The following is a 19,003-nucleotide window of genomic DNA, read 5'->3' as shown; positions in this document are numbered from 1 at the left end:
GTACGTTGCTCGCTACACATTTTTTGGAATCGCCCAGCAAAGACTGCTTGGTAATCGGCAACTCCTGCAATTCAGGCGAATCCACAGAAGTTGTATCAAGAAGGGAGCGTAGTCTACCGGAATGCTCCTTTCAGCTCAAACCTTGATCTTCGTCTGTTGGCTGCCAGTGCAATGTCCAGCCTTCGTCCATCTGACCAGCAAGACCCGGCAGGTTCGCCACGGCGAGCAATTCTTCGCCACGAAACAGCAGCGGCAATCTGCCACGCACGAAGGCCGGGACCGCGCGCTCGTTGAGCAGACGCTTGAGATCACGACTGCCGCGCTCGGCCAGTTGCATGACCTCACCGCCTTGCCGATAGGCAATACGCAAAGGCCCGGATGGAGCTTGCCCGTGGAGCATGACGCGTCCGTTATCCGGCAAGCGTAGCGCTGAAGTCGGGGTCTGCCAGTCGGCGCCGATCACTGGCGCGCCCAACCAATTGCCGCTCAGCCACCAGACGCGACAGCCGCTGCGGTGCAGCTCTCCGTCGGCCAGACGCCAGATCGGAGAAGCGTCGGCGCCGGCATTGCACAGCGTTGTCCAACCCGACCAATGGTCAGCATCTGGCAGCCGGGTCAACGGTTCGAGCCAGTGGCTGAGGGCATTTCGCTGGCGTGCGTCAGACAATGCCCTCAATGATGTCAGCTCCAGGGATGGCACACCCAGCCAAGCGAATTCATGGGGCGTTTCGGCTTGTGCGAGATCAATCTGCGCCAGCTCATCGAGCAAGCCCTGCGCCTCACGCAGATGCGCAGCCGTGCGCGCCATGCTGGCCTGCGCTTGCGGCCAGCGTTCGGTGAGGACCGGCATGACTTGATGGCGCAGATAGTTGCGCGAAAACTGCCGGTCCTGGTTCGACGGGTCTTCGATCCAGCGCAACTGATGCGCCTGTGCATAACCTTCCAGCTCAGCACGGCTGACATCCAGCAACGGTCGAACCAGCGTGCCCTGCCCCACTGGACGCTGCTGCGGCATCGCCCCGAGCCCGCGTACACCGGCACCGCGCAACAGCCGAAACAGCAGCGTTTCCGCTTGGTCATCGCGGTGCTGGCCAGTCAGCAACACGTCATTGCTCTGCGTCAGCGAACTGAACGCGGCGTAACGCGCATCCCGCGCCGCCCGCTCCAGGCTCGCCCCGCCCTTTACGGTCACCCGCTTCACTTGCAACGGCACGCCCAGCGCATTGCAAACGGCCTGGCAATGTTGCGGCCATGCATCGGCCGCAGCCTGAAGGCCGTGGTGGATATGAATGGCGCTGAGCGCAGGGAGGGATTCGGTGTTCGCCAGAGTGGCGAGCAGATGCAGGAGGACGGTGGAATCGAGGCCACCGGAGAAGGCGATGCGCCAGTGAGCGGCGTGGCGCCAGGGCTCAAGGTTCAGCAATAGCCGGGATGGCAAATCAATTGAGGACTGGCCCATATCTGCACCTTTGCCTAACCCTCTGTGGGAGCGAGCCTGCTCGCGAAAGCGATTTAACATTCAACAATTTAGTCGACTGTCATACCGGCTTCGCGAGCAGGCTCGCTCCCACAGTGATAGCACGCGTCTGATTAGAGACCGTAGCTCATCAGGCGATCGTAACGGCGCTTGAGCAGCGCTTCGTTATCGAACTGCTTGAGCATCGCCAGTTGCGAGCTCAGTTCGGCGCGGATCGAAGCGGCGGCAGCTGCCGGATCACGGTGGGCGCCGCCCAGTGGCTCGCTGATCACTTTGTCGACGATACCCAGGCCTTTCAAACGCTCAGCGGTGATGCCCATTGCCTCAGCGGCATCCGGTGCTTTCTCGGCGGTCTTCCACAGGATCGATGCGCAACCTTCCGGCGAGATCACCGCGTAGGTCGAATATTGCAGCATGTTCAATTGATCGCAGACGCCGATGGCCAGTGCGCCGCCGGAACCACCTTCACCAATTACAGTGGCGATGATCGGAGTCTTCAGACGCGCCATCACACGCAGGTTCCAGGCAATCGCTTCGCTCTGGTTGCGCTCTTCAGCGTCGATGCCAGGATAAGCGCCCGGGGTATCGATGAAGGTCAGGATCGGCATCTTGAAGCGCTCGGCCATCTCCATCAGACGGCAGGCCTTGCGGTAGCCTTCCGGACGCGGCATACCGAAGTTGCGGCGAACTTTCTCACGCACTTCACGGCCCTTCTGGTGGCCGATGATCATCACCGGCTGGTCTTCCAGACGGGCGATACCGCCAACGATGGCAGCGTCGTCGGAGAAGTGACGGTCGCCGTGCAGCTCGTCGAACTCGGTGAAGATGTGCTCGATGTAATCGAGGGTGTAAGGGCGTTTCGGGTGACGCGCCAGGCGTGCGATCTGCCAGCTGGTCAGCTTGCCGAAGATGTCTTCGGTCAGCGTCTTGCTCTTGTCCTGCAGGCGGGAGATCTCATCGCCGATATTCAGCGAATTGTCATTACCGACCAAGCGCAACTCTTCGATCTTGGCTTGCAGGTCGGCGATCGGCTGTTCGAAATCTAGAAAATTCGGGTTCATAGGCGTCCGTCTTGGGTCGTGTCCCAAGTGAGCTTGGGCCGGCCGGTTGTCTATTCGCGCCCTACCTTAAGGGAGAGGCGCGCTGAGGTCGAGATTAAAAATTCAGGTTGCGGGCAAGCGCCATGATGGCACTTGCCGGTCAACGGTATTGGAGGAAGACGTTGTCTCGCCCGAACTGGTCACGCAGGGCTTGAATCAAGGCATCCGCCGGGTCGATCCGCCAGGTCTCGCCGAACTGCAGCAAGGTCTTCGCATCCGGGCTGGTGTACTCCATGGTCACCGGGCACGCGCCGCGATGACGCTTGAGCAGTTCGCCCAACCAGCGTAGCTGATCGCCTTTCAGATCCTGGGTGTGCAGCTTCAGGCGCAGGCTCTCGGCCAGATTGGTCCGCGCATCTTCCATGCTCATCACGCGCTTGACCCGCAGGCGCAGACCGCCAGAGAAGTCGTCATTGCTGACCTCGCCTTCGACCACCACCATCGCGTCGGTCTGCAGCAGCGACTGCGCCGAATGGAACGCATCGGCAAACAGCGACGCTTCGATCCGTCCGGAGCGGTCGTCGAGGGTGATGAAGCCCATCTTGTCGCCCTTCTTGTTCTTCATCACCCGCAGGGCAATGATCATCCCCGCCACCGTCTGCGTATCGCGCGCCGGTTTCAGGTCGATGATGCGCTGACGGGCGAAGCGGCGGATTTCGCCTTCGTATTCGTCGATCGGGTGACCGGTCAGGTACAGGCCCAGGGTGTCTTTTTCACCCTTGAGGCGTTCCTTGAGGGTCAGTTCCTTGGCTTTGCGATGAGACGCGTAAACGTCGGCGTCTTCTTCGACGAACAAGCCGCCAAACAGGTCGGCGTGGCCACTGTCGTGGGTTCGCGCGGTCTGCTCGGCCGCCTTGATCGCCTCTTCCATCGCCGCCAGCAATACCGCGCGGTTACGGTCGATGTTGGCCTGATAGGCCTTTTGTTCGTCGTGGAAATACGGGCCGAGGCGATCCAGCGCACCGCTGCGGATCAGTCCATCGAGGGTGCGCTTGTTGATGCGCTTGAGGTCGACCCGCGCGCAGAAATCGAACAGATCCTTGAACGGACCGGCCTGTCGCGCTTCGGTGATCGCTTCCACCGGACCTTCACCGACACCCTTGATCGCGCCGAGGCCATAAACGATACGGCCGTCGTCGTTCACCGTGAACTTGAACTCCGAAGTGTTCACGTCCGGCGCGTCGAGACGCAGCTTCATCGTCCGCACTTCCTCGATCAAGGTCACGACCTTGTCGGTGTTGTGCATATCCGCCGAAAGTACCGCGGCCATGAACGGCGCCGGGTAGTGAGCTTTCAGCCAAGCGGTCTGGTACGACACCAGGCCGTAAGCGGCGGAGTGGGACTTGTTGAAGCCGTAACCGGCGAATTTCTCCACCAGGTCGAAAATGTTACCGGCAAGATCCGCGTCGATGCCGTTGGTCGCGCAACCCTCGATGAAGCCGCCGCGCTGCTTGGCCATTTCTTCGGGCTTTTTCTTACCCATCGCCCGACGCAGCATGTCCGCACCGCCGAGGGTGTAACCGGCCATGACCTGGGCAATCTGCATCACCTGTTCCTGATACAGGATGATGCCGTAAGTCGGCGCCAGTACCGGCTTGAGACCGTCGTACTGGTAGTCCGAGTGCGGATAGGCCAGTTCGGCGCGACCGTGCTTACGGTTGATGAAGTCGTCTACCATGCCCGATTGCAGCGGACCGGGACGGAACAGTGCAACGAGTGCGATCAAATCTTCCAGGCAGTCGGGCTTGAGCTTTTTGATCAGCTCTTTCATGCCCCGGGATTCAAGCTGGAACACCGCCGTGGTTTCGGCTTTTTGCAGCAACTGATAGGTCGGCTTGTCGTCGAGCGGGATAAAGGCGATATCCAGCGGCGGCTCGTTGACCTTGGCGCGGTCGCGGTTGATGGTTTTCAGCGCCCAGTCGATGATCGTCAGGGTACGCAGGCCGAGGAAGTCGAACTTCACCAGACCGGCGGCCTCAACGTCGTCCTTGTCGAACTGGGTCACCAGACCGTCACCGGCCTCGTCGCAATAGATCGGCGAGAAGTCGGTGAGTTTGGTCGGCGCGATCACCACACCACCGGCGTGCTTGCCGACGTTACGCACCACGCCCTCAAGCTTGCGCGCCATCTCCCAGATTTCCGCTGCTTCTTCATCGACCTTGATGAAGTCGCGCAGGATTTCTTCCTGTTCGTAGGCTTTTTCCAGGGTCATGCCGACTTCGAACGGAATCATCTTCGACAGACGATCCGCCAGGCCATAGGACTTGCCCTGCACCCGCGCCACGTCACGGACCACAGCCTTGGCGGCCATGGAACCGAAGGTGATGATCTGGCTCACCGCGTTGCGGCCGTATTTCTCGGCCACGTAATCGATCACCCGGTCACGACCGTCCATGCAGAAGTCGACGTCGAAGTCGGGCATGGAGACCCGTTCCGGGTTGAGGAAACGTTCGAACAGCAGGTCATATTCCAGCGGGTCGAGGTCGGTGATCTTCTGTACGTAAGCCACCAGCGAACCGGCACCCGACCCACGGCCCGGACCTACCGGCACGCCGTTGTTCTTGGCCCACTGGATAAAGTCCATCACGATCAGGAAGTAACCGGGGAAGCCCATCTGGATGATGATATCCAGCTCGAAATTCAAGCGGTCGACGTAGACCTGACGCTTGGCTTCGTAGTCTTCGGTAGTGTCTTTGGGCAGCAGCACAGCCAAGCGTTCTTCGAGACCTTCGAAGGAGACCTTGCGGAAATATTCGTCGATGGTCATGCCATCGGGAATCGGGAAGTTGGGCAGGAAGTGTGTGCCCAGCTTCACTTCGATGTTGCAGCGCTTGGCGATCTCGACGGTGTTTTCGATGGCGTCGGGAATATCGCTGAACAGCTCGAGCATTTCCTCGGCGCTTTTCAGGTATTGCTGATCGCTGTAATTCTTCGAACGACGCGGGTCATCGAGGGCGCGGCCCTCACCGATGCACACACGAGTTTCGTGGGCGGCGAAGTCTTCCTGCTTGATGAAACGCACATCGTTGGTCGCCACCAGCGGCGCGCCAAGCTTGTCGGCCAGTGCCACGGCGCCGTGCAGCTGTTCTTCATCGTTGGGGCGGTTGGTGCGCTGGATTTCCAGATAGAAGCGATCCGGGAACACCGCCATCCACTCGCGCGCCAGCGCTTCGGCTTCCGCCGGATTGCCGCCGATCATGGCCATGCCGATCTCGCCTTCTTTGGCGGCGGACAGCATGATCAAACCTTCGTTGGCCTCGGCCACCCACTCGCGCTCGACGATGACCATGCCGTTGCGCTGGCCTTCGATGAAGCCACGCGAGATCAATTCGGTGAGATTGCGATAACCCTGAGCGTTCATCACCAGCAGGCTGAGGCGGCTCAGCGGTGCATCCGGGTCCTTGTTCGCCAGCCACAGGTCGGCGCCGCAGATCGGCTTGATGCCGGCGCCCATGGCGTTTTTATAGAACTTGACCAGGGAACACATGTTGTTCTGGTCGGTGACCGCGACCGCCGGCATGTTCATGGCGGTCAGCGCCTTGACCAGCGGCTTGATCCGCACCAGCCCGTCGACCAGGGAGTATTCAGTGTGCAGGCGTAGATGAACGAATGAAGCCGGCATAGTGATCCTGTCCAGTTACATAGAGACAACGAGGCCCGGATTGTACCGGGCCTCGAATAAAACATCAGCCTTGCGCCTAAACCTGCGTCAGGCTTTCCCGCGCCTCGTAAGCCAGGCGTACCGGGGCGAAAGAGCGGCGGTGAATCGGCGTCGGGCCGAGCCGCGCCAGCGCTTCCAGATGAACGGGCGTCGGATAGCCTTTATGGCCACCGATGCCGTAGCCCGGGTAGATCAATTCGAATGCCGCCATTTCGCGGTCACGGCTGACCTTGGCCAGAATCGACGCCGCCGCGATGGCCGGTACCTTGCCGTCGCCCTGGATCACAGCCTCGGCACGCATCGGCAAATGCGGGCAGCGGTTACCGTCGATCATCGCCAGTTTCGGCTGAATGTGCAGACCGGCAACCGCGCGCTGCATGGCCAGCATGGTTGCGTGGAGGATATTCAGATCGTCGATTTCTTCGACTTCGGCGCGAGCGATGCACCAGCTCAGCGCCTTTTCGCAGATCTCGTCGTAGAGCTTTTCGCGCTTGGCTTCGGTGAGTTTTTTCGAATCGTCGAGGCCGAGGATCGGCCGTTTCGGATCGAGAATCACTGCCGCCGTCACCACCGCACCGCACAACGGACCACGACCGACTTCATCAACACCGGCGACCAGTTCTTCGACTTCGGCGACCAGGGTGAAATCCAGGCCCATTTGCATGCTTGTCTTGCTCATTGTGGTTTGCCGATCAGGTCAAGGACGGCTTGCGCCGCCTGATTGGAAGCATCGCGCCGCAGCGTGCGGTGGATCTCGTCGAAGCCGCGGGTCTGTTCATCACCGCCATCGATCAAGGGCGACAGCGTCTGCGCCAACGCCTCGACAGTCGCATCATCCTGCAACAACTCCGGCACCAGCAAGCGCTGAGCGAGCAAGTTGGGCAGCGACACGTATGGGCTTTTGACCATGCGTTTGAGAATCCAGAATGTCAGCGGCGCCAACCGATACGCCACCACCATCGGCCGCTTGTACAGCAGCGCTTCAAGGGTAGCAGTGCCGGAGGCGATCAACACGGCGTTGCACGCGGCGAGCGCCAGATGAGATTTACCGTCGAGCAAAGTTACCGGCAAATCCCGGCCAGCAAGCAAGGCCTCGAGTTGCACCCGGCGGTCCGGGTTTGCACAAGGCATGACAAAGCGCACGCCCGGACGCATGGCGCGCAGACGTTCGGCGGTGTCGAGGAACAGCGCACCGAGGCGACTGACTTCTCCGCCACGGCTGCCAGGCATCAGCGCTACCAGCGGACCGTCGGCCAAGCCCAGTTCGGCGCGTGCAGCGGCGCGGTCGGCTTGCAGCGGAATGGTATCGGCCAAGGTGTGACCGACGAAACGCACCGGCACGCCTTTCTCTTCGTAGAATTTCGCCTCGAACGGCAACAGGGTCAGCATCAGATCGCAGCCTTCGCGGATCTTCAGCACCCGCTTCTGCCGCCACGCCCATACCGACGGGCTGACGTAATGCACGGTCTTGATCCCGGCCTGACGCAGCTTGAGTTCGATATTGAGGTTGAAATCCGGCGCATCGATGCCGATGAACACGTCCGGCTTCGCGGCGATCAGTGTGGAAATCAGCTCTTTGCGGCGCTTGAGTAACTCACGCAGCCGACCGAGGACCTCCACCAGCCCCATGACCGACAAGCGCTCCATGGGAAAGTACGAGGTCAGGCCTTCAGCCTGCATCAGCGGACCGCCGACGCCGATGAACTCGACTGTCGGGTGCTGAGTCTTGAGCGCGCGCATGAGGCCGGCGCCGAGAATGTCACCGGAAGCCTCACCCGCCACCAGCGCGATACGCAGACTGGCCATGATCAGCGGGTGATGCCGCGAGTCGACGCCTGGATCGAATCGCGGAACACGGCGACTTCCGGGAACTGCGCAGACGGCTCGGCCAGCTCGGCCAGCGCCTGCTCGACCGTCAGGCCCTGCCGATAGACCGTCTTGTAAGCACGACGCAAGGCGTGGATCGCGTCTTCGCTGAAACCGCGACGGCGCATGCCTTCGAAGTTCATGCTGCGCGCTTCGGCGGGGTTGCCGAACACGGTGACGAACGCCGGAACGTCCTTGCCGATCGCTGTGCCCATGCCGGAAAAGCTGTGGGCGCCGATGTGGCAGTACTGATGCACCAGGGTAAAACCGGAGAGGATCGCCCAGTCGTCAACGTGTACATGCCCGGCCAACGCAGTGTTGTTGACCAGAATGCAGTGATTGCCGATGACGCTGTCATGGCCGATGTGGGCATAGGCCATGATCAGGTTGTGATCACCCAGCGTGGTTTCCGAACGGTCCTGCACGGTGCCACGGTGAATGGTCACGCCTTCACGAATAACGTTGTGGTCGCCGATCACCAGGCGGGTTTCCTCGCCTTTGTACTTCAGATCCGGGGTGTCTTCGCCTACCGAAGAAAACTGGTAGATGCGATTGTGTTTACCAATGCGGGTCGGCCCCTTGAGGATCACATGCGGCCCGATCACGGTACCCTCGCCGATTTCCACACCTGCGCCGATGATCGACCACGGGCCGACCTCGACGCCGTCAGCCAGAACGGCGGACGGATCGATGATTGCGCGAGGGTCAATCAAACTCATACTTTCTGTTCCGCGCAGATGATTTCTGCCGAGCAGACCGGCTTGCCGTCCACCGAAGCCTGGCATTCGAACTTCCAGATCTTGCGCTTGCAGCTGATGAAAGTCGCTTCAAGGATCAACTGATCGCCCGGCTTGACTGGCTGGCGGAAGCGCAGCTTGTCGGAACCGACGAAGTAATACAGGGTGCCGTCGGCCGGTTTGACGTCGAGCATCTTGAAACCGAGGATCCCGGCAGCCTGAGCCATCGCCTCGATGATCAGCACGCCCGGCATGATTGGATGCGCAGGGAAGTGACCATTGAAGAACGGTTCATTGATGCTGACATTCTTGTAGGCGCGAATTCGCTTGCCTTCAGTGTCCAGTTCCACCACCCGGTCCACCAGCAGGAACGGGTAACGGTGAGGCAGGTATTCGCGAATCTCGTTGATGTCCATCATTTCAGGGGAAAGCCTATGTAAAGATTGGGAGCGCGACTGACGCGCACTCCTCTAGCAAATCAAGGAGGCAGTCCAGAGGCTGTGCACACTTGATATGGAAATGGTATCAGCCATCAGATGAAGCATTACCGTCAGGGGTCACTTCCCCAACGCGCTTTTCCAGCTGTTTTAACCGTCGCGCGATGTCATCGAGCTGACGGATGCGGGCCGCGCTTTTGCGCCATTCGGCCGCCGGTTGCATGGCTGTGCCGGAAGAATAGGCGCCCGGCTCGGTAATCGAGTGAGTCACCATGGTCATCCCGGTCAGGAAAACGTTGTCGCAAATATCAATGTGGCCGACCAGACCTACACCGCCAGCGAGCATGCAGTGCTTGCCGATCTTGGTGCTGCCGGAAATGCCGACGCACGCAGCCATGGCGGTGTGATCACCGACCTGGACGTTGTGCGCGATCTGAATCTGGTTGTCGAGCTTCACGCCATTGCCAATCACCGTATCGGCCAGAGCGCCGCGGTCGATGGCGGTGTTCACGCCAATCTCGACATCGTCGCCGATGGTCACGCCACCGATCTGGGCGATTTTCTGCCAGACACCTTTTTCGTTGGCGAAGCCGAAGCCCTCACCGCCGATCACTGCGCCGGACTGAATAACCACACGCTTGCCGATGCGCACATCGTGATAGAGCGTGACGCGCGGAGCCAGCCAGCCGCCTTCACCGATTTCGCTGCGGGCGCCGACTACGCAATGCGCGCCCAGCGTGACCTGAGCAGCGATGCGTGCACCGGCTTCGATCACCACGAACGGACCGATGCTGGCACTTGGATCAACCACTGCGTCCGCCGCGATCACCGCTGTCGGATGAATCCCGCCAGCCGCTTTTGGCTTTGGATCGAACAGATGCGAGATGCGTGCATAGGCCAGGTAAGGGTCCGGCACCACCAGGGCATTACCGGCAAAACCCTCAGCGTCGGCCTCCTTGAGCAGCAGTGCAGCTGCCTGAGAACCGGCCAGGTATTTGCGGTATTGGGGATTTGCCAGAAAGCTCAACTGAGCTGGGCCAGCCTCTTGCAAAGTGGCTAGCCCAGTAATTTGCGTCTCGGGGTCGCCACGCAGGGTGGCGCCGAGGTGCTCGGCCAACTGGCCGAGCCTGATAGTCACGGTCATGGGTTACTTCAGCTGATTCATGCGCTCGATAACCTGGCGCGTGATGTCGTACTGAGGTTTGACATCGATGACTGCGCCACGCTCGAACACCAGGTCAAAACCACCTTTCTTGATGACTTCTTCCACGGCACTGTCCAGTTTCGGCTTCAGTTGCTTGAGCATTTCACGGTCGGCAACGGCTTTGGCTTCATTCAGTTCCTTGGACTGGAACTGGAAGTCACGAGCCTTTTGCTTGAATTCCAGCTCCAGACGCTCACGCTCGCCCTGCTGCATTTTGTCGCCACCGGCCATCAGACGGTCCTGAATGCCTTTGGCGCTGCTTTCCAGGGTTTTCAGCTTGGTCAGTTGCGGACCGAACTTCTTCTCTGCATCCACCGCGTACTTCTTCGCCGCGTCGGATTCCAGCAGAGCCATCTGATAGTTCAGCACGGCAATTTTCATGTCGGCGAACGCCGGGCCTGCCACCAGTACGGAGGCCAGGAGAACCAATTGAGTCAACTTACGCACGATGCACTCCTACAAAATCCATTGTCGTTATCTTGGGTCAGACGCTTAGAACGTCTGGCCGAGGGAGAATTGGAACACTTGAGTTTCAGCGTCATCCGGTTTCTTGATCGGCATCGCCAGGGCGAAGCTCAACGGCCCCAGTGCGGTGACCCAGGTCACGCCGACACCGACGGAACTGGCCATGTTGCTCAGGCTGATGTCGTTGCACTTGGTGTTGGACGACGAACCATTGGCGTTCGTAGTGTCCTTGCACTGCGAGTCAAACACGTTACCGACATCCCAGAAGACCGAAGTACGCAGGGAACGCTGATCCTTGACGAATGGCAGCGGGAACAGAACTTCTACACCGCCCTGGATCAGGACGTTACCACCGAACGGCAGTGGATCCTGGTCCGGGTCTGCAATAGTGCCCGGGTTGTTACCACGGCTCGGCGTACTGCGCGGGCCGAGGGTGCTGTCCTTGAAGCCACGAACCGAGTTGAAACCACCGGCATAGTAGTTTTCATAGAACGGCAGACCATCGGTCGAACCGTAACCATCGCCATAACCGAGTTCGGAGTGCAGGCGCAGTGTGTAGTTTTCGGTGATCGGCTGGAACAGCTGACCACGGTAGTCAAGTTTGAAGAACGACAGGTCGCTGCCCGGAATGGTGGTTTCCAGGGTCAGGCTCTGGGAACGACCACGGGTCGGCAACACGCCTTTGTTCAGGGTCGACTCGGACCAACCGGCCGAGGCCTTGAAGTTCAGGTAGTTGTCGCCTTCCTTCTCGACGAAATCGAAAATCTCGTCAACGGTATAGCGACCGGTGTTGATCTTGTCCTGCTGGGCAGACAGACCGAACGTCAGACGCGAAGTCTCACTGATCGGGTAGCCGACGTTCACGCCCGCACCGAGGCTGTCTACCGCATAGCTGGAAATATCGGCATCGAGTTCATCGTAGTCGGTGGTGCGATAGAACGCGTTGTAACCCAGGCTCACGCCATCAGCGGTCCAGTAGGGGTCAACGTAGCCGAAGTTGTAGCGGCTCTGGTATTCGCTGCGGGTCAGGCCGATGCTGACGCGGTTACCGGTACCGAGGAAGTTGTTCTGGGTGATCGAGCCACCGAGGATCAGACCGGCGCTCTGGGCGAAACCGACGCTGGCGGTGATCGAACCGGAAGCCTGTTCTTCAACGGCGTAGTTCACATCAACCTGGTCGTCGACACCTGGCACAGCCGGGGTTTCAACGTTGACTTCCTTGAAGAAGCCCAGACGCTCAAGACGGGTCTTGGACTGGTCGATCAGGTAGGTCGAAGCCCAGCCACCTTCCATCTGACGCATTTCACGACGCAGCACTTCGTCCTCGGACTTGGTGTTGCCACGGAAATTGATGCGGTTTACGTAGGCACGCTTGCCCGGATCGACAGCGAAGAGGATGTCCACAGTGTGGTCATCATCATGCGGCTGAGGCACGCCGTTGACGTTGGCGAAGGTGTAGCCCTCGTTACCCAGACGACGGGTGATCAGCTCGGAGGTGGTGGTCATCAGCTTGCGCGAGAACACCTGGCCCTTCTGCACGAGCAACAGCGACTTGATCTGGTCTTCAGGGACTTTCAGGTCACCGCTGAGCTTGACGTCACGAACGGTGTACTTCTCGCCTTCGGTGACGTTGACAGTAATGTAGACGTGCTTCTTGTCCGGGGTAATCGATACCTGGGTCGAAGCGATGTCCATGTTGATATAGCCGCGGTCCAGATAGTAGGAACGCAGACGCTCCAGGTCACCGGAAAGTTTTTCACGGGCATATTTGTCATCGTTCTTGAAGAACGACAGCCAGTTGGTGGTTTTCAGTTCGAACAGGTCGGTCAGGTCTTCCTCAGGGAAAACCGTATTGCCTACCACGTTGATGTGCTGAATGGCGGCAACGGTACCTTCGTTGATCTTCACCTTCAGACCCACGCGGTTACGCGGCTGCGAAACCACTTCGGTGTCAACGGTTGCCGAGTAGCGACCCTGGGCGACGTACTGACGTTGCAGTTCGTTACGCACACCCTCGAGGGTGGCGCGCTGGAAGATTTCGCCTTCGGCCAGACCGGATTGCTTGAGGCCTTTCATCAGGTCTTCAGTGGAAATCGCCTTGTTGCCTTCGATTTCGATACTGGCGACCGATGGACGCTCGACCACGGTGATGACCAGAACGTTGCCTTCGCGGCCCAGCTGGATATCTTGAAAGAAACCGGTTTTGAACAACGCACGAGTGGATTCCACCAGGCGACGATCATCCGCCTGCTCGCCGACGTTCAACGGCAAGGCACCAAAGACGCTACCCGCGGAGACCCGCTGGAGGCCATTGACGCGAATATCAGAGATAGTGAAGGACTCGGCGTGAACTTCGGCGATCATCAATACGGTGAGAACCGCAGTTAGCAGCAGACGTTTCATGAAGTCCTTTCTTATTCCAACTGGCAATAAACAAACTGCCGCAAAATGCGGCAGATTCGCAATTCAGCGAAGCGTTACAGTCGACCCAGATCGTTGACCAGAGCAAGCAACATCACCCCGACCACCAAACTGATACCGATCTGTATCCCCCAACCTTGCACCCGATCCGACAAGGGGCGACCACGCACCCACTCGATCAGATAAAACAACAAATGCCCCCCATCCAGTACAGGAATGGGCAGCAAATTCAGAACGCCCAGGCTAATACTCAGATAAGCAAGGAAATTCAGGAAATCAGCGACGCCCGACTGGGCAGAAGCGCCCGCCACTTTAGCAATGGTTATCGGTCCACTCAAGTTTTTTACCGAGAGCTCGCCGAACAGCATTTTCTTCAGTGAATCCAGCGTCAGAATGCTCATGGTCCAAGTGCGACGGGCACCCTCGCCAATCGCGGCCAGCGGGCCATAGCTGACTTCGCGGATCATTTCCGGTGGCCAGTCGATGGCTTTGACGCCAGCGCCCAGATAACCGCTTGGCGATTTGCTTTCACCGCGCGCCGCCAGGGTCACAGGGACGTCGATTTGAGCATTGTCGCGCTCGATGCGCAGCATGATTTTGGTATCAGGACGCGTACGAACGGTATCGACCACTTGCTGCCAGTCATCGAGCGGCTGGCCATCAAGCGCCAGCAAGCGATCGCCGGTTTTCAGCCCGGCGGCCTGGGCCGGACCTTTCGGGTCCAGCTCGGCAAGCACCGGCGGCAAGGCCGGACGCCAAGGACGAATGCCCAGCGAGCGGATCGGATCCGGCTCGTCGGCACCTTTTAGCCAGTTATCCAGTGCCAGCGTGCGCGGTGATTCTGCCGTCGAACCCTGCTCGCGCACCAGCAATTGAATCGCACCGCTTTCACCGAGACGACGCACCAGTTGCAAATTGACCGCAGCCCAACCGGACGTTGGCTCGCCATCGATCGAGACGATCTCCTGACCCGCGTTCAGACCCGCCTTGGCGGCAATGCTGCCAGACTCGACCGCGCCGATGACCGGACGCACCTGCTCGCTGCCGAGCATCGCCAGCACCCAGAAAAACACCAGCGCCAGCAGGAAGTTGGCAATCGGGCCGGCAGCAACAATAGCGATACGCTGACGTACCGATTTGCGATTGAACGACTGATCAAGTTGATCAACCGGCACTTCGCCTTCGCGCTCGTCGAGCATCTTGACGTAGCCGCCCAGCGGAATCGCGGCGACCACGAACTCAGTGCCTTGCTTGTCATGCCAGCGCAGCAGCGGCATGCCGAAGCCCACGGAAAAACGCAGAACCTTGACGCCACAGCGACGCGCGACCCAGAAGTGGCCGAATTCGTGGAAGGTGACCAGCACACCCAAGGCGATCAGGGTGCCGGCAATCATATAGAGCGCGCTCATCTACTTTCTCCGCAATCCTGTTCAGTGTCGCGTGTCGCCGTTGTGTTGCAAAAACTATCGGCCGTGCCGACTCAACCATTGCTCGGCCAGCAATCGCGCTTTCGCGTCCGCCGTAAATACGGCATCCAGATCGTTCAGCGCCACCACCGGCTCCAGATTCAAGACTTCCTCGATGATACTCGCGATTTCCAGGTAGCGAACCCGTCCGTCGAGAAACGCTGCAACCGCCACTTCATTGGCCGCGTTAAGCATCGCCGGCGCGCTGTCGCCAGCTTCGGCCGCCTGACGGGCCAAACGCAGGCAGGGGAAACGGCTTTCATCGGGCGCTTCGAAATCCAGTCGTGCAATGGCGAACAGATCAAGTGGCGCTACGCCGGAATCGATACGCTCCGGCCAGGCCAATGCGTTAGCGATCGGTGTGCGCATGTCGGGGTTGCCCAATTGCGCCAGCACCGAGCCATCGACGTAATCCACCAGAGAATGGATCACGCTCTGCGGATGAATCACCACTTCGACCTGAGCCGGCCTGGCATCGAACAACCAGCAGGCTTCGATCAGTTCCAGGCCCTTGTTCATCATGCTCGCAGAATCCACGGAGATCTTGCGCCCCATGGACCAGTTCGGATGTGCACACGCCTGCTCAGGCGAAACATTCGCCAGCTCGGACATCGGTGTCTGCCGGAAAGGCCCGCCAGAGGCTGTCAGCAAAATCCGTCGCACACCCACCGAGCCCAAGCCGCGGGCGAAATCCGCTGGCATGCACTGAAAAATCGCGTTGTGTTCACTGTCGATCGGCAGCAGTACCGAGCCGCTTTTACGCACAGCCTGCATGAACAGAGCGCCGGACATCACCAGCGCTTCTTTATTGGCCAGCAGAATCTTCTTGCCCGCCTCGACCGCCGCCAGTGTCGGACGCAGCCCGGCCGCACCGACGATGGCCGCCATTACTGCATCGACTTCGGGCGCGGAGGCAACCTGACACAGGCCCTCCTCGCCTACCAGGACGCGAGTCGGCAAACCGGCTGCACGCAAGTCATCCTGCAAACCGCGCGCTGCGGCCACTTCAGGCACCACGGCAAACTGCGGCACATGACGCACGCACAACGCGAACAACTCACTGAGGCGCGTGAAACCACTCAATGCGAAAACCTGATAACGCTCAGGATGACGCGCAATCACATCAAGGGTGCTCAGACCGATCGAACCGGTCGCACCCAACACCGTAATCTGCTGGGGACGACTCACGGTGCGGCCATCCAGAGCAATACGGCGAACACCGGAATGGCCGCGGTCAGGCTGTCGATGCGATCCAGCACGCCACCATGCCCGGGCAGCAGATTACTGCTGTCCTTGATGCCGGATTGGCGCTTGAACATGCTTTCGGTAAGGTCACCGACCACGGAAATAAAGACGATCACTGCAGCGCCGATCAGGCCTTTGAGCAGCTCGGCCACGGTCCAGTCGCGCACCAGCCCGACAATCGCGGTAATCACCAGACTCAGCGCCAGACCACCGTACACGCCTTCCCAGCTCTTGCCCGGGCTGACCTGCGGCGCGAGCTTGCGCTTGCCGAACTTGCGCCCGGAAAAGTAAGCACCGATGTCCGCACCCCAGACCAACACCATCACCGCCATGATCAACCAGTTACCCAGCGGGTACTGCTTGATCTGCACCAGACCCTGCCACGCAGGCAGCAGGATCAGCAGACCAATCAGCAGTTTGGTCGCCGCTGTGGACCAGTGCGCGCTGGAGCGTGGATACGTCAGCACCAGATAAGTCGCAATCGCCCACCAGATTACCGATGCACCGAGCACCCAAGGCGCAAGCCCGGGCAGCACGTACATGACAAACAGCATCAAGGCGACCACGGCGGCAAAGCCGACGCGGAACGATTGTGCGGTGAAGCCGGCCAGACGCGCCCATTCCCACGCACCGAGACTGACTACCAGACCGATGAACAGCGCGAAGCCGGCACCTTTGAGCAGGAAAAACCCGCACAAGGCGATCGGCAGCAGGATCAGTGCAGTGATGATTCGTTGTTTAAGCATTAAACCCGGGCTCCAGCTTCGACCTGTTCGCTCGTTTTACCGAAGCGACGCTGGCGTGAAGCGAAATCGGCCAGCGCGGTGCGCATGGCGTCGTGTTTGAAGTCCGGCCAGAACAGGTCGGAGAAGTACAGCTCGGCGTAGGCCAGCTGCCACAGCAGGAAGTTGCTGATGCGATGCTCGCCACCGGTGCGGATGCACAGGTCAGGCAACGGCAGATCGCCGGTGGCCAGACAAGTCTGCAGCAGATCCGGGGTAATGTCCTCCGGGCGCAAGTGCCCGGCCTGGACTTCACGCGCCAGACGCTGCGCGGCCTGAGCGATATCCCACTGACCGCCATAGTTGGCGGCGATCTGCAGGACAAAGCGGTTGGCACCGACCGTCATGGCCTCGGCCTCGCGCATCGCCGCCTGAAGCTCAGGGTGGAAGCGCGAACGATCGCCAATGATGCGCAGGCTGATGTTGTTGTCGTTGAGACGCTTGGCCTCACGACGCAGCGCCTTGAAGAACAGATCCATCAAGGCACTGACTTCATCGGCCGGGCGCTGCCAGTTTTCACTGGAGAAGGCGAACAGGGTCAGGACTTCGACCTTGGCCTCAGCGCACACCTCGATCACCGCCCGCACAGCATCCACGCCCGCTTTATGCCCGGCGACACCCGGCATAAAGCGTTTTTTCGCCCAGCGATTATTGCCATCCATGATGATCGCGACATGGCGCGGCACCGCGGACGGCGCAGTCTGCTTGGTCTTGTCCATTTAAAGCTCGACCCTTATACGGCCATCAGGTCTTTTTCTTTCTCGTCCGTGGCCTTGGTGATCTGGGCCTCGGATTCTTTGGTCAGCTTGTCGATATCGGCGATGGCACGACGCTCTTCGTCTTCGCTGATTTCCTTGTCCTTGACCAGTTTTTTCAACTCGCCCAAGGCATCGCGACGGATGTTGCGCACGGCTACGCGCGCGTCTTCGGCTGCACTGCGGGCCTGCTTGGTGAAGCCTTTGCGCGTTTCTTCGGTAAGGGCAGGCATCGGGATCAACAGCAACTCGCCCAGATTGGTCGGGTTGAGGTTCAGACCGGCGCTCTGGATTGCCTTGTCGACGGCAGCGAGCATGTTGCGCTCGAAGGCCACGACCTGCAGGGTGCGCGAATCTTTCACGGTGACGTTGGCAACGCCGCTCAGCGGAGTGTCAGTGCCGTAGTAAGGCACCATGACGCTGCCGAGGATGCTCGGGTGAGCCTTGCCGGTACGAATCTGGCCGAACGCGTGGTTCAGAGATTCCAGGGATTTCTGCATACGCGCTTGGGCGTCTTTCTTGATTTCGTTGATCATTGTTGGCCTTCCTCGATCAAAGTCCCTTCAGCGCCGCCGTGCACGATGTTCAGCAGGGCGCCGGGCTTGTTCATGTTGAATACGCGCAGCGGCATCTTGTGATCGCGGCACAGGCAGATGGCAGTCAGATCCATTACGCCCAGCTTGCGATCCAGTACTTCATCATAAGTCAGATGATCGAACTTCTCGGCATGCGGGTCTTTGAACGGGTCTGCGGTGTACACGCCATCAACCTTGGTGGCCTTGAGCACAACGTCGGCGTCGATTTCGATTGCACGCAGGCAGGCTGCCGAATCCGTGGTGAAGAACGGATTGCCGGTACCGGCCGCGAAGATCACGACGTCTTTGGAGTTCAGGTGACGCATGGCTTTGCGGCGATCGTAGTGATCGGTCACACCGACCATGGAAATGGCCGACATGACGATGGCCGAGATATTGGCACGTTCCAGCGCATCGCGCATGGCCAGGGCGTTCATCACAGTGGCCAGCATGCCCATGTGGTCGCCCGTGACCCGATCCATCCCGGCCTTGCTCAGGGCCTCGCCACGGAACAGGTTGCCACCGCCGATCACCAGACCGACCTGGACGCCGATGCCGACCAGTTGGCCGACTTCCAGCGCCATGCGATCCAGTACCTTAGGATCGATCCCGAACTCTTCCGAGCCCATCAGGGCCTCGCCGCTAAGCTTGAGTAGAATGCGTTTATAGCGAGCCTGATAACCACTGCCCTGCTGAGCCATTGCGAATCTCTCCTGCGGCGTATTTAAAATTCTTTGCGAGCTGTTTACAGCTGGCGTTCACTCTAGCTTGGCGCTGCTGCAGCGCCATCGGAACATGGCTTTGTAAGTCAG

Annotated in this window: 16 protein-coding genes; all 16 read right to left on the bottom strand. The window is 59.7% G+C overall.

All coding sequences use genetic code 11. The features are described from left to right. Positions 1 to 130: 130 nt before the first annotated feature. Complete coding sequence (gene tilS / locus ACZ9BE_RS03205) at positions 131 to 1,459, bottom strand: tRNA lysidine(34) synthetase TilS (RefSeq protein ID WP_476248897.1); 1,329 nt, start codon at positions 1,457 to 1,459, stop codon at positions 131 to 133. Positions 1,460 to 1,590: 131 nt separating this feature from the next. Beyond that, the gene (locus tag ACZ9BE_RS03200) at positions 1,591 to 2,538 is read right to left on the bottom strand and encodes an acetyl-CoA carboxylase carboxyltransferase subunit alpha (RefSeq protein WP_016771465.1); all 948 of its coding nucleotides are present in this window, start codon (positions 2,536 to 2,538) and stop codon (positions 1,591 to 1,593) included. A 139-nt stretch (positions 2,539 to 2,677) separates the two neighbouring features. Next, positions 2,678 to 6,199: a DNA polymerase III subunit alpha gene (gene dnaE / locus ACZ9BE_RS03195; RefSeq protein ID WP_056783220.1), complete on the bottom strand. Its 3,522-nt coding sequence runs from the start codon at positions 6,197 to 6,199 to the stop codon at positions 2,678 to 2,680. Between the two features lie 76 nt (positions 6,200 to 6,275). Continuing rightward, positions 6,276 to 6,902, bottom strand: a complete 627-nt coding sequence (rnhB, locus tag ACZ9BE_RS03190; protein ID WP_315435760.1) for a ribonuclease HII — start codon at positions 6,900 to 6,902, stop codon at positions 6,276 to 6,278. Positions 6,903 to 6,913: 11 nt separating this feature from the next. Then, complete coding sequence (gene lpxB / locus ACZ9BE_RS03185) at positions 6,914 to 8,044, bottom strand: lipid-A-disaccharide synthase (RefSeq protein WP_476248896.1); 1,131 nt, start codon at positions 8,042 to 8,044, stop codon at positions 6,914 to 6,916. Between the two features lie 2 nt (positions 8,045 to 8,046). After that, positions 8,047 to 8,823 carry an acyl-ACP--UDP-N-acetylglucosamine O-acyltransferase gene (gene lpxA / locus ACZ9BE_RS03180; protein ID WP_016771468.1) on the bottom strand — a complete coding sequence of 259 codons (777 nt, stop codon included), beginning with the start codon at positions 8,821 to 8,823 and terminating at the stop codon, positions 8,047 to 8,049. After that, entirely contained in the window at positions 8,820 to 9,260 is a 441-nt protein-coding gene (gene fabZ, locus ACZ9BE_RS03175) for a 3-hydroxyacyl-ACP dehydratase FabZ (RefSeq protein ID WP_016771469.1), read from the bottom strand. The genes lpxA and fabZ overlap by 4 nt, the downstream gene beginning before the upstream one ends. Before the next feature lie 106 nt (positions 9,261 to 9,366). Then, on the bottom strand, positions 9,367 to 10,422 hold the full coding sequence (gene lpxD / locus ACZ9BE_RS03170) for a UDP-3-O-(3-hydroxymyristoyl)glucosamine N-acyltransferase (protein ID WP_056783213.1): 1,056 nt from the start codon (positions 10,420 to 10,422) through the stop codon (positions 9,367 to 9,369). 3 nt (positions 10,423 to 10,425) lie between these two features. Further along, entirely contained in the window at positions 10,426 to 10,929 is a 504-nt protein-coding gene (locus ACZ9BE_RS03165) for an OmpH/Skp family outer membrane protein (RefSeq protein ID WP_003222140.1), read from the bottom strand. 45 nt (positions 10,930 to 10,974) lie between these two features. Next, complete coding sequence (bamA, locus tag ACZ9BE_RS03160) at positions 10,975 to 13,350, bottom strand: outer membrane protein assembly factor BamA (protein ID WP_041478127.1); 2,376 nt, start codon at positions 13,348 to 13,350, stop codon at positions 10,975 to 10,977. A gap of 74 nt (positions 13,351 to 13,424) precedes the next feature. Then, positions 13,425 to 14,777 (bottom strand): sigma E protease regulator RseP, encoded by a 1,353-nt coding sequence (gene rseP, locus ACZ9BE_RS03155; RefSeq protein WP_095180489.1) that lies wholly within the window; start codon positions 14,775 to 14,777, stop codon positions 13,425 to 13,427. Between the two features lie 54 nt (positions 14,778 to 14,831). After that, positions 14,832 to 16,022: a 1-deoxy-D-xylulose-5-phosphate reductoisomerase gene (gene ispC / locus ACZ9BE_RS03150; protein WP_305382307.1), complete on the bottom strand. Its 1,191-nt coding sequence runs from the start codon at positions 16,020 to 16,022 to the stop codon at positions 14,832 to 14,834. Further along, a complete protein-coding gene (locus tag ACZ9BE_RS03145; RefSeq protein WP_016771474.1) occupies positions 16,019 to 16,825 on the bottom strand; it encodes a phosphatidate cytidylyltransferase in 807 nt (268 codons plus the stop codon). Before ACZ9BE_RS03145 ends, ispC begins: the two co-directional genes overlap by 4 nt. Next, complete coding sequence (gene uppS, locus ACZ9BE_RS03140) at positions 16,825 to 17,580, bottom strand: polyprenyl diphosphate synthase (RefSeq protein WP_016771475.1); 756 nt, start codon at positions 17,578 to 17,580, stop codon at positions 16,825 to 16,827. The genes ACZ9BE_RS03145 and uppS overlap by 1 nt, the downstream gene beginning before the upstream one ends. A gap of 14 nt (positions 17,581 to 17,594) precedes the next feature. Continuing rightward, positions 17,595 to 18,152 carry a ribosome recycling factor gene (gene frr, locus ACZ9BE_RS03135; protein WP_007954771.1) on the bottom strand — a complete coding sequence of 186 codons (558 nt, stop codon included), beginning with the start codon at positions 18,150 to 18,152 and terminating at the stop codon, positions 17,595 to 17,597. Then, entirely contained in the window at positions 18,149 to 18,892 is a 744-nt protein-coding gene (pyrH, locus tag ACZ9BE_RS03130; protein WP_003222124.1) for a UMP kinase, read from the bottom strand. The genes frr and pyrH overlap by 4 nt, the downstream gene beginning before the upstream one ends. Positions 18,893 to 19,003: the final 111 nt, after the last annotated feature.

The sequence above is a fragment of the Pseudomonas sp. TE9122 genome, from assembly GCF_056278925.1.
The sequence above is the reverse complement of the archived record's forward strand: the minus strand, read 5'-3'. Positions and strand labels throughout refer to the sequence as shown.

Excerpts from the sequence above, each read along its gene's own strand:
- bamA (WP_041478127.1), bottom strand. The coding sequence starts at position 13,350 with ATGAAACGTCTGCTGCTAACTGCGGTTCTCACCGTATTGATGATCGCC.
- ACZ9BE_RS03145 (WP_016771474.1), bottom strand. The coding sequence starts at position 16,825 with ATGCTTAAACAACGAATCATCACTGCACTGATCCTGCTGCCGATCGCC.
- rnhB (WP_315435760.1), bottom strand. The coding sequence starts at position 6,902 with ATGCAAATGGGCCTGGATTTCACCCTGGTCGCCGAAGTCGAAGAACTG.
- rseP (WP_095180489.1), bottom strand. The coding sequence starts at position 14,777 with ATGAGCGCGCTCTATATGATTGCCGGCACCCTGATCGCCTTGGGTGTG.
- frr (WP_007954771.1), bottom strand. The coding sequence starts at position 18,152 with ATGATCAACGAAATCAAGAAAGACGCCCAAGCGCGTATGCAGAAATCC.
- lpxA (WP_016771468.1), bottom strand. The coding sequence starts at position 8,823 with ATGAGTTTGATTGACCCTCGCGCAATCATCGATCCGTCCGCCGTTCTG.
- tilS (WP_476248897.1), bottom strand. The coding sequence starts at position 1,459 with ATGGGCCAGTCCTCAATTGATTTGCCATCCCGGCTATTGCTGAACCTT.
- fabZ (WP_016771469.1), bottom strand. The coding sequence starts at position 9,260 with ATGATGGACATCAACGAGATTCGCGAATACCTGCCTCACCGTTACCCG.
- pyrH (WP_003222124.1), bottom strand. The coding sequence starts at position 18,892 with ATGGCTCAGCAGGGCAGTGGTTATCAGGCTCGCTATAAACGCATTCTA.
- uppS (WP_016771475.1), bottom strand. The coding sequence starts at position 17,580 with ATGGACAAGACCAAGCAGACTGCGCCGTCCGCGGTGCCGCGCCATGTC.
- lpxD (WP_056783213.1), bottom strand. The coding sequence starts at position 10,422 with ATGACCGTGACTATCAGGCTCGGCCAGTTGGCCGAGCACCTCGGCGCC.
- lpxB (WP_476248896.1), bottom strand. The coding sequence starts at position 8,044 with ATGGCCAGTCTGCGTATCGCGCTGGTGGCGGGTGAGGCTTCCGGTGAC.
- dnaE (WP_056783220.1), bottom strand. The coding sequence starts at position 6,199 with ATGCCGGCTTCATTCGTTCATCTACGCCTGCACACTGAATACTCCCTG.
- ACZ9BE_RS03200 (WP_016771465.1), bottom strand. The coding sequence starts at position 2,538 with ATGAACCCGAATTTTCTAGATTTCGAACAGCCGATCGCCGACCTGCAA.